The following is a 19,216-nucleotide window of genomic DNA, read 5'->3' on the forward strand; positions in this document are numbered from 1 at the left end:
ACCATGAGCGCACCGGATCAAAAAATAAGGAGGATTGCATCTATGCCAAAACGATTTAGAAAAATGCTCGCGTTCCTTTGTTGCTTGGTAATGGTGGCCTCACTAATGCCTACGAGCTATGCTGCCGACAATGACAACATCGAGAGCTCAGCAGAAGCGAATGAAACATCGACTGCCATTTTTGGAACTCCCGAACTCGGGTCAAACGACCCCCTCTGGAGCCAAACCATGGAGCATCACATCAACAAAAGCACGGTACCCACCGACCCCAGACCCCATGCCACGGGTACAGCCAGAATCCTTTGGGATCATGACTACCTGTATGCCCGCGTAGTTGTGAATGACAGTAATCTATATCAGGGAGCTGGGGGTGATCACCGGTACGACAGCCTGGAGTTTTATGTGGGTACCGGAACCGGAGGCTCAAACCAATGGCGCGTCAGCTCGACGGGTGTGTTTTCAGGGCAGGCCGCTCCTGGCAGGGCTGCATGGACCCAGATTACAGAAACAGGATACATTGTGGAAATGAGAATACCCAAAAGAAATTTGACCTTACAGGAGGGAATGCTTACCTTTGAGGTTTATATCAATAACTCGACAGAAAACGGTGCTGACCGCTATGAAGTCGTTTCCTCTTTTGGAATTCCAGACGCAGCTTATACCAGCTCTGATTCATTTACAGACAGCCTGCAGCTCATCTCGGCCAATGAAGTGGACACTAGATTATCAATTACCGCCACTACCGGACCGGGCGGCTCAATCATGTCGAACCCACCCGGCGATGTGCTGAGAGTAGATCGGGGCTCTAACAAAGAAATTACGTTTACCCCCGATTCCGGTAAAGTTGTGGATACTGTAACGGTAGATGGCGAGACCGTGCCACCATCTGCTGGCACTTATACCTTTTCGAATATTGAGGCTAATCATACCATTCATGTGACATTCAAAAATGATCCAGACGCAGGCATACTTCCCTTTATCGTATGGAATGACAACTTCGCCAGTGGCGAGTACACTACGGCTGTTATCATTAATTTAGGCGAAGGGAAGGCGGCGTTAGGCTCCGCGCTTAATCCGGACTTGTTTACCTTATCGGCTAGGAATACGACCCTGAACGGTGAAGCAGTGACCTTTGAAGGACCACGCAAGATCACAAGGGTATACGCTAATGACGAACCGAAGGTACGCGGCTATGTGGGGCAGGTGAACAATTCACCAGATTATCAGGACGGACTGGCGAGTGGCCGTTACATCGTCGTTGAATCTGAGTTTTATTCAGAGAGCGGCGGCAACACAACGCTGGATGGTAGCAGTAACTCGACAAAGCAGGTTTACACCGTTATCCCAAAGGGTGAGATCGTACTGACAGAAGGGAATCCGCTTTCCAACGTAGTTTTTGAACAGGAAAAAGTTGTGAATCCTATCCTCGATAAGTTCGCTACTTTCACGGACAATTCGGTCAATCGTTCGCTCTACCTTCACAAGGGTGAAGACGGTAACGTGATGAAAGGGTTGCCGCTGTATGTGTATACCCATGGCATGTCACGCGGCGGAACAAACGCTGCGACAGACCAAAAAGCGGCCATGAAATCCGCCAACGGCTCGGTCGCTCTAATGAAAAAAATGGAAGTGAATCCCGAAAAATACGCCAGCCATGTACTGAATATTTCCTATAACGGTGTATCTGTTCCTTCAACAGAGAATGTTAAGAAGGTCATAGATGCCCTGATTGCCAGCGGCGAAGTAGACCCTAATCGTGTTTACGCGGCGGGCTTCTCCTGGGGCGGTCAGTATACAAACAACTTAGTTAACAGCTATCCTGGCTTCTTCGCTGCCGCTGCACCTATGGCCCCGGTAAGCGGTTCACCGAACGCTAAGGACAATAACGCTCACAACAACCTGGCCTATTGGATGTTTTTAAATGCTCATAATGTTGGAGGCTACCAGACTAACCTTAATAACTTCATCAATACCAATATGCCAAAAATGGTCAACGCGAGGGCTTCGCGCTTTCAGAGTAATGAGGCTCTTACGTGGCCCTACAATCAGTTTGATCAGCCAAATCTGAGGCCGAATCCTGCCAACACACCTGTTCTGGCTGATTATATAGCGCATGAAGTTGAAGCGGCGGTTCTTTATAACCAGATAACTATGGGAACTTGGACAATAGCTCCCACAGCACAGTCCTCTAACTTGCCGGCTTGGAACAACGATTACACAGATGTCTTGGATTGGATGTTCGCGCAGAGAAAACCGGTCGTGCCCGGTGCGCCCAGCGGATTTAAGGCGACAGTGGCTGACGGACGGGTCACATTGAACTGGACTGCTCCTACTGACAACGGTGGCAGCGTGATATTGGGCTACAAGGTGTGGTATGGCAATGTAACACCGATCGTATTGGATGCGGTGGAGACCAAGTATACCTTCAATAACCTGACAAACGGCGAAAGCTACAGCTTCAAGATTGTTGCGGTGAACGCGAAGGGAGACAGCGCGGGGATCAGTGTGACGGCGACGCCGACAAAGACGACGACTCCTACCGTACCTGATTCTGGTGGTACTACGGGCAACACCGGAAATACAAGCAACAGTGGTAATACACACAACACCAACAACATGGGCACCGGGACAGACACTGGAATGTCGAAATCGACCTACACAGTGAATACTCCGAAGGATAAGCCCGCAATCACAGACAAAAATGGAAACACCACCCTCCCAGGCGGCGGCAAGATTACGACCAAGGGCGGGTCGGAGATCAAGGTACCTGAAGGCACATCGATAGACTCATACGGTAAGGTGACCATTCCGGCGGACAAGAGCGCCCAAGTGACACTCTCTAACAGCAACAGCACAGTGACCATTCCGGGCGGTTCGACGATCGCGAGCGACGGTACGATCACAGTAGGCGGCAAAGGAGCGCACGTGAACTTGCCAAATGGCAATCAAATGCATATCCATGACGGATCGAAAATACGGAGCGACGGTACGGTTGTAGTAGGACCAGAAGGAGCAAGAATCGACTTAAACAACGGCATGTCGCTGAACATCCGTGAGGTTACGGAGCTTGCATTCAATGATGCTACTTCACTGGGCTTCCTCGTGGTATCGGGCAATCCTTTTAGGGATACCAACATGGATGACTGGTTCTACAGTTACGTAAACTCCGTCTACACGTACAACCTTTTCAATGGCACGACGTCTGAGACATTCGCACCGGGCAGCGCTATGACGCGTGCAATGTTCGTGCAGCTACTGGCCAATCTGGAGAACGTAAAACATGCTGAATATACGAATTCCCGCTTTAGGGACGTGACGGACGGACAGTGGTACACGGCGGCAGTCGAGTGGGCGGCAGAAAAAGGCATAGTTAATGGTTTAAGTGAAGATCAGTTTGACCCGGATTCACCGATGACGCGTGAGCAGATGTTAGTGGTACTTACCAACTATATGGAGTACAAGGGCTATGAAATACCTGAAAGCCAATCTAAACCCTTCACAGATGAGAGTGAGATCAGCTCATGGGCGTTAGAGGCCGTTAAGGCGCTACGGGGCACCGGTATTGTATTAGGCAATCCGGATAATTTATTTGCTCCTATAGCCACCGCTACCCGCGCCGAAGTAGCCACTATCTTTGTAAGATTTGTCGAATACCTGAATAATTGAAAGCGCGTACAGGATAAAGCGGACCCTTCCAACTGAACTGAACAATATCTAACCTAAAGTGCCCCCCCTAAAGGACCATTTTAGAAAAAGTCCTTACTTTAACTTCAAGTAAGCAGACTTAACCACTAAGCAATCTAATCAAAAAAACGCCATCACATTTAAGTGGTGGCGTTTCTCTTTGAGTAGAGCTGTCATTGAATTGAATTCATTAATTCGTAGAAATATTGAGGTTCCTGAGTTTTATTAAGGTGATACCATGCTTCTAATGTTTCTGGAGAAAATACATCTAGCTCTCTTAAAACATGAACAGAAAATTCAAGTGGAGCTACTCCGGAAGCGGTGATCAGTTTGCCATCCGTAACAGCAGATTCCAATTGGTAATATTCCTCGCCTGTGTAAGAAGGACAAATCATTTTAAGGTAAGCCAGATCATTGCTTGTATGCGAGCGGGAATCTAACAACCCTGCTTGAGCAAGTCCTATGGTAGCACCGCAAATGCCTCCAACTACAATCCCCTCCTGTAGGCACCTCTCGGCAATTTTTAATATGGGCTTATGTATAGCCTCCGTCCAGGTATTCCCACCAGGTAAAATGAGTGCATCTATGCTTTTAATGTTGCACTCATCTACTTTAATATCAGGTGTTATGTTCAATCCACCCATTGTAGTTACTGGAGTCTTTTCGATCCCAACAGTAACGATTCGTGCTGGAGCTAGCCCCTTTCTAAAGTATCTTCCTGAGTTCAACTCGGCTGTTAAATAACCTATTTCCCAATCGGACATGCTGTCAAAAACATAAAGATATACTGTGTTTTTCATTTTGAATTTCTCCCCTTTTTTTTATCTATCCAGGACTACAATCCATCGGTAATCACTGACTATCTCATTATAAAATAGCTTCACTGACATCCGCTGTCAGTGAAGCTATTAAAGTTGATAATATTCCATTAACTCTGATGCAATAGCAACAAGTCTGTCTTTCACACTCTGGGGCTCGATTATTCGAATGGATTTACCATAGGATAGGAGAAAATAAGGGACAGATCTATGAATCGATTTTTCCTCAAATAAAAAGATAGCTTGATTAGATGTCCGCTCTTTCAGATGATGGCCGAAAAACCAATGCATGCTTAGTTCATCCAACGCCTCCGGCCTGCCTTCGATCGTTAAAGAAATTAACCCTTCCTTATCCACAAGATCTGGTAACAGGTTTTTCATAAAAAAATCACGGCTAGAAAAAGCTTCAGGACGCTTAAAAATGAGTTGAGTACGCTTGATTAGTAAAATTCGATCTACCCGAAAACTTCGTATTTCATTCCTTAGGTGGCAAAATGCAACCGTATACCATTTATTGTTCCAATAAACGATTCCGTAAGGATCTATCCTCCTGTTCTTTGGCTTCTCTTCATGGCTTGTGCGATAATCAATCTCTACAGATAATTCCTTTTCTACAGCATGCTCTAATTCCGCTAATACGAGCTGACTCGAAGGGCTGACCATGCGGTTTATCACTTCAATTCCAGCTACATGTTGGTTTAGTGTTCTCTCCTGCTGCTCATTCGAATACATTTTCAACTTGGCTGTCGCATTCTCTAATGTCTCACTCGATGGATATCCAGCTTCTTTTGCAAAAACAGCAGCATGCAGCAGTGTCTTTTTTTCTTCCATATCAAATAGCAGAGGCGCTCTGATAAAATGATGCAACAGGCTATATCCACCATGATGACCTGCGTCGGATATGATAGGCACTCCACTAGAACATAGTGCATCAATGTACCGATAAACGGTTCTTATATTGACTTCTAACTTTTCGGATATTTGTTTTGCAGTTAACTTCTCTCCCGAATTCAACATCCATAGAATGGTTAACATATTATCATTTTTTGGCATAAAACAACCCTCCCCATATCATCATAATAGAAATTCCACATGCGTCAATTGCTTACATTCGTTAGTAGCCACAGAGAAACAAATTTTCCTTCTGTGACATCAGAAACAATGGATTCCAACAAAAAAACGGCATCTCTGCCGTTTTTCGTTAAACTCTTATGGAGCCTAGGGGGATCGAACCCCTGACCTTATCGCTACCAGTGGAGAGCTACACCACAATTGTAACTTAAGTAAATAATATTAACGCGGTCTATTGGGCTGTATTATACTCGCTCACTTCAAAGTTGCTGATCTACGAAGCATTTCATTGAAAAACGCCATCACATTTACGCTACGGCGTTTCTCTTTGAATGGAGCCAAGGGAGATTGAACCCTTGACCTCATTGCTGCCAGTGATGTGCTATGCCAGCACCACCTGAATCATCTCAGTCAAAGAAGGGAGATTGGTTAGCCAATCTACAAGCCAGATAGTTGTCTATATACCGGTTCAAAAAAATACCGACAACTCCGAGCAACCACTTCTGGTTTAATACGGCCAAGCATTGCTCCACCATGAGAATCTTTATAGTAAGCTAACCGATCTCTCGGACTTCCCATACTCGCAAGTGTTAAAATTAAATCTTGATGTTTTTCAACTAGTTCCCGTAATCCCCCATCGGGATGTAACTCAAATGCATGTTGAATTATAGAACTTATTTTCTGTGAACAGGAGTCACCGCTTCGCGGACCTCCAAACCACTCCACTTCACACCAATCAGGGATTTGTAGTAAGTCTTCTTTCAAATGCTTTCGTATTTGGTGTAGGAACCCAGGTAATTTTCGAAAAACTGGCTCAGAGCCAAATGAATGCTCCCAATCAGCTAAAAACCACGCTTCCACCTCTGGTGACTCCAATAAATAATAAAAAGGGACTGCCCTTCCCAATCTCTTCTCAATTTTTTTAGAAAGCTCCGTTGTTTTCTTCTCCCATGTTTCTACAGTCTCAAATTCGCAATCAGCATCATCAATGAGCAAAATCGCATCACAGGTATCTTTACTGAAACTATGTGGAAAATTCTCAAGAATATCGAGCATATCTTCGCGTAAACGCTTGCCTGTGGTGCCGGATATTGATTGACGTTGCGGTTCATTATTAACTTCAATTTCGTCAGATCTTTTTGGGCGGGGTTTTCTTGGTTTTCTAGCATCTCTTGCAGGATAGTCCCGTTGCCAAACAACATTTGAATTGATTTGTTTTAAAAAAAGGGACATACCCCTAATTTCAGTTTTGCCTGGATTACAAAAGTAACGAACCGTTTTCACCAAGGCCATCCCCCTAGCCGAGGTTCACCAATTCTATAAAGGTCTCCCAACTGCCAACCTTCACTCAACTGATCTTGAATTTGTTCTGGTAGTACCTTACTCAAGCTGTTATCTACATTCTGTTGAAAAACAAACAAACTCAATCGGCTAGACTCAAAAGCAGGAGATAACCCGTCTAATAATTCAGATGAATGAGTACTTACGAACAATTGCTCTGTTGATTCAGCACGACTAATCCATGTAGACAATGGCTTAAGCCAAGCTGGATGCAAATTCAATTCTGGCTCGTCTAAACTAAGCAACTTATATCGCTCAGGCGTCCACAGTAATAATGCAAAAATCATTATTTTAATTGTACCATCCGACATCTCAGAAAGCCGATACCTCGCTCCGTCTATGGTCAGCCAGAGTTGAAGATATTGACCCACAGTTTCGAATTCAATTGATTCCAGATGGTCAACAACCTCATATATTCGCTCCATGTAGTCTTTCAAGAAGCCAAATTCCTCTTCTAAATGATAAAGAACATTAACAAAATTACTTGCGTCACCATCTAAAAAACGCGCTCCGCCTAATATGACAGGCATTTTAACTTTTCTAAGGTCAAAATCTGTACTTGAATATGAAAAAAAATTCCCAAAAAAATGCCGAACCTGCTCAGCTGGCTTTCTAAAATTAGCATAATACTCTTTATAGAACACCTTGTCTGCTAACAGCTCTTCAATTTGATTAAGAAAAGTATCCTGATTACTAATTTCTATCTTGATTCTTTTAGCTTTGTTGGAAAGATCACGCTCACGAGCAGATACCCAGCCTTGACCTGGAGTTTGTTCATGAAATGTGACAAAATTATAAGGCAGAGCTTTTCCAGCCTTCGCTTCTGCATGTTGGAGCTGTTCAAAAGAAATTCGGAATCCATCCGGCGCATGCTGATCAGATTCAGGAATCAAGAAATGCATACGATAAACAAAAGGTTTTGTAGACTCGTCAACGCTAATTTGCCAAGACATTTTAATCTCACCTGGTCTATCTTGTCTACGATCGTATATAGCCCCCCATCCACGATTCTGTAACTCATTTAAAAATGCTGATTTCTGAGCTGCACTTGAGGTTTTCCGATTAGAAATCGTGTTAGAGATAAAATGAATAGCATCAATAAAATTGCTCTTACCAGCATTGTTAGGCCCAATAATGATATTCACACGACTAAATTCTGTTTTATCAATATTCAGATTTTTATATTTATCAACAGAAAATGAATGAATCATATCAATACTCCTTAGTGTAACACGTATTTTCAAAATTTCTTGACTTATGGTTTGTAACTCCACACAACAAACAAGTTGCATTATCATTTTCTACATAATTTATTTTTTTCCTGCTCTTCCATATAAAAAAACGGCATCTCTGCCGTTTCATCGTAGTTATTTGGTGGAGCCTAGGGGGATCGAACCCCTGACCTCATCGCTGCCAGCGATGCGCTCTCCCAGCTGAGCTAAGGCCCCAGGATATGAAGTTATATTTTGTCCAGCACTGTTAAAAGATCCATTTTTACAGGCGACTTCTATATCATATAAAATCCCTTCTGGACTGTCAATACCCTTTTGCAACGCCGAAATCTATGGAGAAGAACATTCATGTTACGGGCACATACGGCACATACCAGATGCAGCTCCGGATTGCTCTTCTCCTTTTCCCCCACTATACTACTCCTCCAGATCTTCTTTGGACAGCAGCGATTTCAGCTCTTTCATGAACATATTGATGTCTTTGAACTGGCGATATACAGAAGCAAAACGTACGTACGCCACCTCATCCACCGGAAACAGCTGCTCCATTAACAATTCACCAATCTGACGGCTCTCTACCTCCGCTTCGGCTGTGTTACGCAGTGACTTCTCCACTTCAGATACCATCATCTCCAGCGTTTCTACGGAGACAGGACGTTTCTCACAGGCACGAATCAAACCACGGAGAATTTTGTCACGACTGAATTCTTCCCGGCTGCCGTCTTTCTTAATGACGATCAACGGTGTTTCTTCAATCATTTCAAAGGTTGTGAACCTTCTCGCGCACTGCTCGCATTCGCGGCGGCGGCGGATGGATTTGGATTCATTGGCTGGTCTGGAGTCCAACACTTTGGTACCTAAATAACCACAATAAGGACATTTCAACTAAGATCACTTCCCACTTTTACTTTTTACCATATATTCCCTGAGCATATCTTGTAATGAAAATCGTATTGGCGACACATAATACTTTTACCAACCGCGAGGAGGTGAACAGCAATGGCTCAAACCAACAGCAGCAACAACTTGGTCGTAACTAAAGCTTCCGCAGCTCTGGAGCAAATGAAATATGAAGTCGCTCAAGAACTCGGAATCAGCATTCCACAAGATGGATACCAAGGTAACATGACTTCTTACGAGAACGGTTCGATCGGTGGATACATCACGAAGCGTCTGGTAACAATTGCAGAACAGCAATTGGCAGGTCAATACCAATAATTATCTGCATCGTATTACGTTACACAGAGGAGCATGGGGCGGCCGGTACACTACCGGTCTGCTCCGTGCTTTTCTTATCTCTTTCCCGGCCATCGCTCTAGAAGTTATCGTAGATCTTCACATACTGATTATAATAGTAAATAACCCGTTGTACATAGTGGCGTGTTTCACCAAAAGGAATATCCTTTACCGTTTCAAGTGTGCCATCCCATACACCATTTTTCAACCAGCTGCTGACCTTCCCCGGTCCTGCATTATACGCGGCAATCATCACAATTTCGTTGCCGCCGAACTGATCCGACAGATTCCGTAAATACCATGTTCCCAATTGAATATTTCGCCCTGGTTCATGTTTCAATTCCTCCAGGGAAGTATCAGGAATCTTGGCTTGCTCCAAAATCCAATTTGCCGTATCTGGCATGAGTTGCATGAGTCCGATCGCACCACGCTTGGATTCCTTGCTCGTCTTGAAATTAGTCTCTACCCTGATAATCGAAGCGATTAGAAACGGATCAACCTCATAGCTCTGAGATTGGGCCCGAATTTCTTCCTTATATTCAATTGGGTAAAACCATGTCATCCAGTTGCTGTTTAGAAATAACACAAGTACAAAGGAAACAAACATAATCAACAATACACGCTTTTTACGCAATATTTTCATAACAAGCCCTTATGCGTTAAAAAAGATTGCAATTGCTGCTCCGTCTGCGTCCATGAACCGCTGTTATCAATGACGATATCTGCCCGCTCTTTTTTGCGTTCGATATCCATCTGTGCCGCGATGCGCGCTTCCGCATCAGCCCGGTTCATCTGATCCCGACTCATCAGCCGTTCCAGTTGTACTGCTCTCGGGACATACACAACCATAATTTCCGCAAAACCATCCTCAAGGCCCGACTCGTACAACAATGGAATATCCGATACCACCAGCTTGTCCGGATGGTTTAATTCATATGCAGTTGCCCTGTCACGCATCTCCTTACGTATGGCCGGATGAGTGATGGCCTCAAGCGCTTTACGTTCCTCTGGATGGTGAAAAACAATACTTCCCAACTTTTTCCGATCCAGCGTTCCGTCCTCATTCAGTATCGCTTGTCCAAACCGCTGAACAGCAGCAGCCAAAACGGGATGCCCAGGCAACATGACTTCCCGGGCAATAACATCTGCATCGATGAGCAGCGCTCCCTTACTGGCCAGATAGGCGGAAACACTGCTTTTGCCTGTTGCGATTCCGCCCGTTAAGCCTATATTCATCGTCTCACCTCATAACACTTAATTACTCCTCAAAACAACTTGAATATCCCCATAATCATTAACATCAGAGCTGGCAGAATCGAAAGTTTCTGCATCCAGCGCTGTGCTGCAAACCGTAATCCAACCTTCATACCAACGGACAGAAAGGCTCCGCTGAACAATGCAATCACCAATGCCGTCCACAGCGTAGGGAAGCCAAGCAACGCCGCACCCAGCCCTGCTCCGAAAGCGTCGAGTGACAATGCAATCCCCAGCCACATCGCCTCTTGAGCCGAGATACTGCCTGAATTATCCATGTCCGCTTTGGACGGACTACGCAGAATTTGAATGACCACGCCAAGCTTGCGCAGTTCAAGTGTAAATACCATGCGCTCCACCGATCCATCCGTTGGTGAAGGTTGCACTTCCAGGACCATAAATTGATTCCTGCCTCCAGATGTCGGACTCGGATCTGTGGTCCTTCTTCCTTCTACCAGCTTTTCCTGCGACACTCCACTCTCTGCTTCCTCACGTTCTTTACCCCGCCCTAGAATCAGTTGCAAGAGCGACCACGCACCAATCACAATCAGAATGACAGCTCCCACTATCGAAGCCACACCTGGCGACACGACATGAGATAACAACACCCCAACCTGCATAGACAATGCGATAACCAATCCCGAACAAAGTGAAATAATAGCAATGGATAAGAGCGGAATCTTGGTCCTCCGAAGTCCATATGTAATTCCAACTCCGAAACCATCTAAACTCACTGCAAAAGCAAGCGCCAGTAATGAAATAAAATGATGCAGCACCCCGTATTCCTCCCCTGTGCGGTACGTGCCAACTGATGATGCCAGTATGGGTATATGCCCGCTTATTTCTGCCATATCAGTATATGGAGGGAGGAATCCAAGGGTGCTATGATTTCATCATTTCATTAATTCAGTTCAGGTTAGAGAGATCAAGTCGCTGACAATTCGGGCAAAAATGCGTCCCGCGTCCGCCAACGACACTTTTTTCAATCAATGTGCCACATGTATGGCACGGCTCCGCTTTACGGCCATAAATTTTCAGCTGATGCTGGAACATGCCCATCTCGCCTTGTCCATTGACATATGACTTGATCGAGGAACCTCCAGCATTCACCGCATCCTGCAACGTAGCCACAATGGCTTCATGCAGCACCTCCAGCTGTGCCTCAGTCAGCGTCTTGGCTATCGTCTCGGGATGTATACCTGCACGGAAGAGTGCCTCGTCCACATAAATATTCCCGATCCCGACCACATATGCCTGATTGAGCAAAACGGCTTTGATTTTGGTGGTACGTTTCCCCACTGCTTCAGCGAACGCATTCACGGTAAAAGCTTCATCCAGCGGTTCCAATCCAAGCTTCATGAGCGGTTTCGAAACCAGTTCTTCGCCTGCACTGAACAGATGCATCGTTCCAAACTGGCGAACATCCTTGTATCGCAATTCCGTACCATCATTGAAGTGGAAGATGACATGAGTATGTTTCTCTACCTCTTCATTCTGATGGTACACCCCGTAACGTCCCTCCATCCGCAGATGGGAGACCAGCACAAGCCCGTCCAGCAAAATACGTAAAAACTTGCCCCGGCGCTCAACACCAATCACGGTATGTCCTGCCAGTTCCAGTGCAAATGCTTCTATATCATCAGGCCGCTGAATAATCCGCGGCAAATTAACGGTAACATAATCAATGGTTTTGCCTACAATAAGTTGATTCAATGTTCTTTTGACTGTTTCGACTTCCGGTAGTTCCGGCATGATGTTCTCACCTCCCTTATATTATAACGGAAGATGACACTCAGCGGGACCCTTTCTTATCTATTTTGCTTCATACCAGTTCTCACCAAAGCTAACTTCAGCTTTTAGCGGCACCGACAGCGAAAGCGCCTTTTCCATGACTGAAGGTACAAGCTCCTTCATCAGTTCCAGTTCATCTGCCGGCACTTCAAACACGAGCTCATCGTGTACCTGAAGCAGCATACGGCTCTGAAGATTGCGTTCCCGCAGCGCCTCATCCATCTGTACCATCGCCAGCTTAATGATATCAGCCGCAGTACCTTGAATGGGTGTATTCATCGCCGTACGTTCCGCGAAGGAACGCAGATTGAAATTGCTTGCGTTGATTTCGGGAAGATAACGACGTCGTTCCAGCAATGTTTTCACATAACCGTCCTGCCGTGCTTCCTTCACGATATCATCCATATAACGACGCACACCCTGGAATACTTCGAAGTATTGATCAATGAACTGTGCCGCTTCTTTCCGTGTAATGTGCAAATTTTGAGAAAGGCCATAATCACTGATCCCGTATACGATTCCGAAGTTAACCGCCTTGGCAGAACGACGCATATCACTGTCCACATCCTCAGGCTTGACACCAAATACATCGGATGCTGTTTTCGTATGGATATCCATATCTTGCACAAAAGCTTCTTTCAACCGCTCATCATCTGAAATGTGTGCCAGTACACGCAGCTCAATCTGGGAGTAGTCGGCTGCGAGTATAGACCAGCCCGGCTCGGACGGTACAAAGACCTTCCGAATTTTGCGTCCTTCCTCCATACGGATCGGAATGTTTTGCAAGTTCGGGAACTGGCTGCTCAACCGTCCTGTCGCTGCAATGGTTTGACGATAGAAGGTATGCACCTTACCATCCCGACTCGATATCTCTTTAAGCAAACCTTCCACATACGTAGATTGCAGCTTGGCAAGCTGGCGATATTGCAAAATATGCTGTACCACATCGTTGTAAGGAGCCAGCTTCTCAAGCACCTCCGCATCGGTGGAGTAGCCTGTTTTTGTTTTCTTCACGACAGGCAGGCCCAACTTGTCAAACAATATCTCGCCGAGTTGTCTTGGTGAATTCAGATTAAACTCCGTACCGGACAACTTGTAGATTTCTGCCATCAGTTTGCCGATCTGTCCTTCAAACTCACTACCAAGCGCTTGCAAGTCTTCTGTGTTCGCCTTGATGCCCTGCTTCTCCATGTCAGCAAGAATACGGGATAATGGCATCTCGAGCTCATGGAACAGCGAATTCATCTCATCGCTCTCCAGCGCTTGTTCCTGAAGCGGGATAATCGCGGCCAGCGCAGCGGCTTTCCGGCACAAAAAATCGCTCAGAACATCCGCATCAGGCACTCTATATTTAGCGCCTTTACCCAGAACGGTATCGTCCTCAACCAGCGAAGGCAGCCCATACTTGGACGTCAGCCCGCTAATCGTCTGATTCGACTCGGTCGGGTCAAGCAAATAGGCAGCCAGTTGCACATCAAATGCTGCACCGGCGAATTCAATACCATGTGCATGCAAAGCCAAATCCACGCGATGCAGATCATAGCCGCGCTTCGGCTGGTCGGCACTTGCAAGCCATTCTCGTACAGGAGCCGCCGCATCGGACTGTAACAATTCCGGAGATATGAACGTATACTTCTCCCCAGAACCAACTGCAACACCGATTAGCTTCGCCTGATGCGGGTTATCACCATGGGTTTCCACATGAAGCACGTCAATTGAGACCAGCACATTAATCAGTTCCCCAAGGTTTTCTTCTGTTGCAATGGCAGATTCCACTTTTGCAGCCGGAACAGCCTCTTGCTCGGAAGCAATGCTTCCGCTAAAGGACAAACGCTCCAGCAAAGACTTAAACTCCAGCTTGGCGAGTGCCGGTCCCGCACTCGCTTCCTTCAACCCGTCAAACTGCATATCTTCCCACGTCTGCTCCAGTGGAACCTCGCGGTGAATGGTAGCAAGCTGTTTACTCATTCTCGCATCCTCGGCGTGAGCTTCAATCTTTTCCTTCATCTTGCCCTTCAGTTCACCCGTGCCGTTCAGCACCTCTTCCACCGATCCGAACTGATGCAGCAGCTTCAGCGCAGTTTTCTCCCCGACACCCGGAATACCCGGAATATTATCGGAAGCATCCCCCATCAGACCCTTCAGATCAATAATCTGTAACGGCGTCAGACCGTAACGTTCCTTAATCTGAGCAGGATCATACAGCTCGATCTCCGTAACGCCTTTGCGCGTCAAGCCAATATGTACGTGGTCAGAAGCGAGCTGCAGCATATCTTTATCACCTGATACCACCAGCACCTGTCTGCCCGCTTCATCCGCACGTTTGGTCAGCGTCCCGATAATATCATCTGCCTCATAACCAGCCAGTTCAAATTGCGCAATCCCGAGTCCTTGCAACAGTTCTTTGAGCAACGGAAATTGCTCGGACAACTCCGATGGTGTTTTCTCACGACCGCCTTTATAATCTTGATACCCTTCGTGGCGGAAGGTGATCTTGCCCGCATCAAATGCTACCATCACATGTGTAGGCTTGTGTTCTTCCAGCAAGCGCAGCAGCATCGTCGTAAAGCCGTATACCGCGTTTGTATGCAGACCTTTCGAATTGGTCAGGGGAGGCATTGCAAAAAACGCCCGATAAATAATGCTATTTCCATCTATGAGAATAAACTTGTCCATTCCAGCACCTCGCGTATCATATGGTCAGACTTGCACTTACATACCTACTCTCATGATACCATACCTGCCAACTACAACAAAAAAACTTCATAACCCTTTTCCCCACTTTTGTTCCGCAAAAAAAAGAACCTCCTTCCCAGTCAGCCTGTGCACAGGCCAGCGGGAAGAAAGTTCCTCATTTCGATCATCAACTCTTATCTTGTATGTGCATGTTTCATCGCTTGTGCAGCAGAGCCTGCCCCAGATTACTTATTGGTTCAGGTCCGGACGTTGACCCGTAACCAGATACACTGTGCTCTCACCAATGTTGGTCGCATGGTCACCGATACGTTCAATATAACGTCCAACCATCAACAGCAACATGGCTTGTGATGCATTCGCTGGATGATCGGTCATTAACGTATAAAGATCTCGGATCATGTTGCTATACAGCTGATCCACCTGATCATCCGTTTGTGCCATTTTATAGGCCAGATCCGTATTTTCCTTCAGATAGGACTCAATGGATTCATCAATCATAGATTTCACCACTTCCGCCATACGTGGGATATCCACCAGCGGCTTAATCAGCTCCTGTCCTTCCATACGAATGGTCACCTTAGCCACATCAAGAGCCAGATCACCCATACGCTCCAAGTCACTGGAGATTTTAAAGGCCACAATAATGCGTCTTAAATCCTTGGCTACGGGCTGCTGTGTAATAATCAGCTTGGAACCCAGCTCCATGATTTTGTCCTCAAGAGCATTGAGATTCGCATCATTCTTAATAATGACCTGAGCTTTCTCCACATCCAATGTCTGCAAACTCTTAATAGCACCGTCCAGGGCATTCCCTACATGTTCCCCCATTTGTTTAAGTAGGGTGCGAAGTTCTTCCAGCTCCTGATCAAACTCTTTTCTGCGAATCATAAGTTTCATGTCCTCCTTCTCTATCATCTCTGGGTAACCCGGGATCGTTCTTATTCAGCTCGCCTTAACCAAACCTGCCGGATATATAGTCCTCGGTCCGGGAATCTTGCGGTGTGGAGAATAACGTCTCCGTATCAGCTGCCTCCACCACTTCACCATTCAGGAAAAACACGGTGCGTCCAGATACCCGCGCTGCCTGGTGCATGTTATGTGTAACCATGACGATGGTATATTTATGATGCAACTCTTTGACCAATTCCTCAATTTTTAGCGTAGAGATCGGGTCGAGTGCCGAGGTTGCTTCGTCCATCAGCAACACATCCGGCTGTACAGCCAGTGCACGTGCGATGCATAGACGTTGTTGCTGTCCGCCAGACAGACTTAATGCCGATTTTTTCAGTACATCCTTCACTTCATCCCACAGTGCCGCGTGAACCAGACTTTGCTCAACGAGCTGATCCAGCTCTGCCTTTTGGCTTACACCGTGCAGACGCGGTCCGTACGCTACGTTATCATAAATGGATTTTGGAAAAGGATTCGGTTGTTGAAATACCATACCTACCCGTTTCCGTAACGTCTCCACTTCAATCTCGTTACTGTAAATATCCGAACCGTTCAACATAACTTGTCCTTCCACACGAACACCCGGAATCATGTCATTCATCCGGTTCAATGTGCGGAGTAATGTCGATTTACCGCAGCCTGATGGTCCAATAAACGCCGTAACCGTCTTTTCCGGCAGGTCCATCGATATATTTTTAAGCGCATGATGCGTATCGTAGTATAAATTAAGTCCATCAATATGAATGAGGTCTTTCATGGATGCTCACTTCTCCTTCGCTGCAGGGATCATCGGTTGCCCTTTACGTTGAGACCAACGCCAATATTCTCTACCCATCAGCACGGTCATCTTTAATATCCTACCGTAACATTGTAAAAACAGTACCACCTTCATGTTAACGGAATGTAAAAACACCTGAAGAAGACCTGGGTCGTAATATCGAAGTCCCAGATCTCTCTTTTTCTTTTCACAATTTCCGTTATACTGTGCCTCGATTGTGCTTTCGTTCATAGCTCAGGATGAACTACAATCATAGCCTTTAGCTTCAACTGGATATTCTCCGCAACCCTACCCGCTTCTCCACCTTCGGTAGCAATGGTTTCAACAATGCATGACAAGGCTTTTACTGCACGATTCAACTTTCCGAATGCCTCTGCCCCTTCCTTCACATACACCGCACTCTCATCAATCTCCTTCCCACTTGCCTGAATGAGAGATACCGTCTGCTGGGTTAAACGTTCAATGTCCTGAAGCAATATGGTCATGTTGCCTGCAACTTCTCGTGTCTGCTTGGCAAGGGCGCGGATCTCTCCAGCCACGATCTGGAACCCTCTACCGTATTCTCCGGCATGAGCTGCCTCAATAGATGCATTTAATGCCAAAAGTCCGCTCTGATCCGCCAACGTTCGAATGGAACGTGCCATCCCTGCACCTGTTTTGATAGATTCGAGCATCTGACTGGCGTGTTTGCCCTGATCTCCCATATGCTCATGAACCTGAAGGTAGGAAGACTCAACTTGACGCAGACGTCTTTCCCCATCATTAGATAAGTGGATAACTTGCCCTGCTTCCCGTACGGTCTGATTCGCCGCTTGAACCAGTTTGGTTACGCCCTCATGAATACGTGAAATTTCCTGTCCACTCTCCGTCACAGTGCATATACGATCTGCGGTTGCTGCCTGCTGCAGCTTACGGGAAAGCGACATCACATCACGTATTGTGAGCACACCAAGCAGGCGTTCCTGCTCCGTTACGAGCAGGCAGTCATAGAAGTGATCCTCATCCCGCCGAAGCGCAACATCAATAATGGCGGCTGGTTCCATATGTATATCTACAATAACCGGTGACGTGTTAGCTGCTTTCACAACCGGTTTACGATAAAATAAGTCCGCGGCGAACCTTCCGTTCAGTAAACGATATAAGGTCTCACGCATCAATAGTCCCGTCGGTTTCATGTGGTCATCACAGAGCACAACACACGGGTGTTCTAGCCCATCACTCAGCATAGCTGCTGCTTCTCCGCAGGTAGTATCTCCCTTTGCTACGGGCACCTGACGGAAATATTCGTACAATGATACGGCATGCTCATTCTGAATTTCACTCACTGATTCATCCGGTTCCAAGTCAGGTATAACAGATGATTCTTCCTCTTTTTGTAAATCAGCATTTAAATTCTCAGGTCTAGCTTCTAACAAAGCGGGCATATTTACACATTCTCCTTTACGTGTTAGATCCGCCCTAAGGTGGGATTATAGGTACAAAGTATCACTTGGATAAATTCATCCTACTCCCCATAAATGAAGAAAAATCTTCCTTTGTGTAAAATATACGTAAAAATAAAACTCCCCGATCATTTAGCTAGAATGATGGGGAGTTTTTCTTTTGACAACCAATTTATAACCTACACCACGGATGGAATCGATATGAACGGATTCAGGATCAAGCTCCAGCTTTTTGCGTAATGAACTGACGTGTACATCTACGGTTCGCTGGCCTCCGATATAATCGAAACCCCAGACCGCATTCATCAGGTCATCCCGAGTCAGCACAACTCCGGGTTTTTTAGCGAGATATAACAGGACTTCGAACTCCTTCGGACGCAGGCTGATCGATTGTCCACCTAAAGTCACTTCATACTTCAAGGGATAAATTTCAAGTTCACCAAGAATAATACGTGAGCCGTCTTTATCTTCAAGCTGCGGTAGATCATCGCCATTCGAGTAACGTCTGAGTACCGCATCTACCCGTGCCAAGAGCTCGGATACACCAAAAGGTTTCGTGATATAATCATCCGCACCCGATTTCAGGCCTTGCACAACCTCGGCTTCACCATTCTTCGCCGTAAGGATAATGACAGGTGTACTTACCCCTTGAATGCGCAGTTTGTTCAGAATATCCAGACCATTCATGCCTGGTAGCATCAAGTCCAGTAAGATCAAATCGAAATCCTGGGACAAGGCCCGGTCATATCCTGCTGATCCATGGTCCTCTGCCGTTACGTCGTACCCTTCCTGTGTAAGGTTATACGTAAGTAATCTCGATAATGTCGGTTCATCTTCAATAACCAGCAAACGCTGTGCCATGATACCCCTTCTCTCTTCATAGGTTGTCTGTTGCCACAACACTTTTTCTATCATAGCACT

Annotated in this window: 17 protein-coding genes and 1 tRNA gene; 2 read left to right on the forward strand and 16 right to left on the reverse strand. The window is 46.1% G+C overall.

The window, feature by feature from the left end:
* The first annotated feature begins 42 nt into the window (after positions 1-42).
* Positions 43-3,666, forward strand: a complete 3,624-nt coding sequence (locus tag ACR8BL_RS07020; protein ID WP_434751937.1) for an S-layer homology domain-containing protein — start codon at positions 43-45, stop codon at positions 3,664-3,666.
* Between the two features lie 191 nt (positions 3,667-3,857).
* Here the strand turns inward: ACR8BL_RS07020 and ACR8BL_RS07025 are convergent, their stop codons facing one another.
* From ACR8BL_RS07025 to nrdR, 6 genes are all read right to left on the reverse strand, one after another.
* Positions 3,858-4,484 carry a type 1 glutamine amidotransferase family protein gene (locus ACR8BL_RS07025; protein ID WP_434751938.1) on the reverse strand — a complete coding sequence of 209 codons (627 nt, stop codon included), beginning with the start codon at positions 4,482-4,484 and terminating at the stop codon, positions 3,858-3,860.
* A 108-nt stretch (positions 4,485-4,592) separates the two neighbouring features.
* Positions 4,593-5,555: a helix-turn-helix transcriptional regulator gene (locus ACR8BL_RS07030; protein ID WP_434751939.1), complete on the reverse strand. Its 963-nt coding sequence runs from the start codon at positions 5,553-5,555 to the stop codon at positions 4,593-4,595.
* A 456-nt stretch (positions 5,556-6,011) separates the two neighbouring features.
* Positions 6,012-6,857 (reverse strand): hypothetical protein, encoded by an 846-nt coding sequence (locus ACR8BL_RS07035; RefSeq protein WP_434751940.1) that lies wholly within the window; start codon positions 6,855-6,857, stop codon positions 6,012-6,014.
* A complete protein-coding gene (locus tag ACR8BL_RS07040) occupies positions 6,854-8,125 on the reverse strand; it encodes an AAA family ATPase (RefSeq protein WP_434751941.1) in 1,272 nt (423 codons plus the stop codon). The genes ACR8BL_RS07035 and ACR8BL_RS07040 overlap by 4 nt, the downstream gene beginning before the upstream one ends.
* A gap of 161 nt (positions 8,126-8,286) precedes the next feature.
* Positions 8,287-8,362 (reverse strand) — tRNA-Ala (locus tag ACR8BL_RS07045).
* 201 nt (positions 8,363-8,563) lie between these two features.
* Positions 8,564-9,031 (reverse strand): transcriptional regulator NrdR, encoded by a 468-nt coding sequence (gene nrdR, locus ACR8BL_RS07050; protein WP_434751942.1) that lies wholly within the window; start codon positions 9,029-9,031, stop codon positions 8,564-8,566.
* Positions 9,032-9,145: 114 nt separating this feature from the next.
* Between nrdR and ACR8BL_RS07055 the strand changes: the two genes are divergently transcribed.
* Positions 9,146-9,364 carry an alpha/beta-type small acid-soluble spore protein gene (locus ACR8BL_RS07055; protein ID WP_110893586.1) on the forward strand — a complete coding sequence of 73 codons (219 nt, stop codon included), beginning with the start codon at positions 9,146-9,148 and terminating at the stop codon, positions 9,362-9,364.
* Between the two features lie 97 nt (positions 9,365-9,461).
* Here ACR8BL_RS07055 and ACR8BL_RS07060 read toward each other — a convergent pair whose 3' ends face one another.
* From ACR8BL_RS07060 to ACR8BL_RS07105, 10 genes are all read right to left on the reverse strand, one after another.
* Positions 9,462-10,025 (reverse strand): lytic transglycosylase domain-containing protein, encoded by a 564-nt coding sequence (locus ACR8BL_RS07060; protein ID WP_434751943.1) that lies wholly within the window; start codon positions 10,023-10,025, stop codon positions 9,462-9,464.
* Positions 10,022-10,618 (reverse strand): dephospho-CoA kinase, encoded by a 597-nt coding sequence (gene coaE / locus ACR8BL_RS07065; protein WP_434751944.1) that lies wholly within the window; start codon positions 10,616-10,618, stop codon positions 10,022-10,024. The genes ACR8BL_RS07060 and coaE overlap by 4 nt, the downstream gene beginning before the upstream one ends.
* Positions 10,619-10,647: 29 nt before the next feature.
* Entirely contained in the window at positions 10,648-11,412 is a 765-nt protein-coding gene (locus ACR8BL_RS07070; RefSeq protein WP_434753042.1) for an MntP/YtaF family protein, read from the reverse strand.
* Positions 11,413-11,542: 130 nt separating this feature from the next.
* Positions 11,543-12,388, reverse strand: coding sequence for a DNA-formamidopyrimidine glycosylase (gene mutM, locus ACR8BL_RS07075; protein ID WP_434751945.1), 846 nt, complete (start codon positions 12,386-12,388; stop codon positions 11,543-11,545).
* Between the two features lie 60 nt (positions 12,389-12,448).
* On the reverse strand, positions 12,449-15,103 hold the full coding sequence (gene polA / locus ACR8BL_RS07080; protein ID WP_434751946.1) for a DNA polymerase I: 2,655 nt from the start codon (positions 15,101-15,103) through the stop codon (positions 12,449-12,451).
* A 249-nt stretch (positions 15,104-15,352) separates the two neighbouring features.
* Positions 15,353-16,012 carry a phosphate signaling complex protein PhoU gene (gene phoU, locus ACR8BL_RS07085; protein WP_434751947.1) on the reverse strand — a complete coding sequence of 220 codons (660 nt, stop codon included), beginning with the start codon at positions 16,010-16,012 and terminating at the stop codon, positions 15,353-15,355.
* Between the two features lie 64 nt (positions 16,013-16,076).
* The gene (gene pstB / locus ACR8BL_RS07090; RefSeq protein WP_434751948.1) at positions 16,077-16,832 is read right to left on the reverse strand and encodes a phosphate ABC transporter ATP-binding protein PstB; all 756 of its coding nucleotides are present in this window, start codon (positions 16,830-16,832) and stop codon (positions 16,077-16,079) included.
* 6 nt (positions 16,833-16,838) lie between these two features.
* On the reverse strand, positions 16,839-17,084 hold the full coding sequence (locus tag ACR8BL_RS07095; protein WP_434751949.1) for a hypothetical protein: 246 nt from the start codon (positions 17,082-17,084) through the stop codon (positions 16,839-16,841).
* A complete protein-coding gene (locus tag ACR8BL_RS07100; protein ID WP_434751950.1) occupies positions 17,081-18,277 on the reverse strand; it encodes a methyl-accepting chemotaxis protein in 1,197 nt (398 codons plus the stop codon). The genes ACR8BL_RS07095 and ACR8BL_RS07100 overlap by 4 nt, the downstream gene beginning before the upstream one ends.
* Before the next feature lie 150 nt (positions 18,278-18,427).
* The gene (locus tag ACR8BL_RS07105) at positions 18,428-19,156 is read right to left on the reverse strand and encodes a response regulator transcription factor (protein WP_434753043.1); all 729 of its coding nucleotides are present in this window, start codon (positions 19,154-19,156) and stop codon (positions 18,428-18,430) included.
* Positions 19,157-19,216 lie beyond the last annotated feature (60 nt).

This window comes from Paenibacillus amylolyticus (genome assembly GCF_051136285.1).
GTDB classification, from domain to species: Bacteria; Bacillota; Bacilli; order Paenibacillales; family Paenibacillaceae; genus Paenibacillus; species Paenibacillus amylolyticus_F.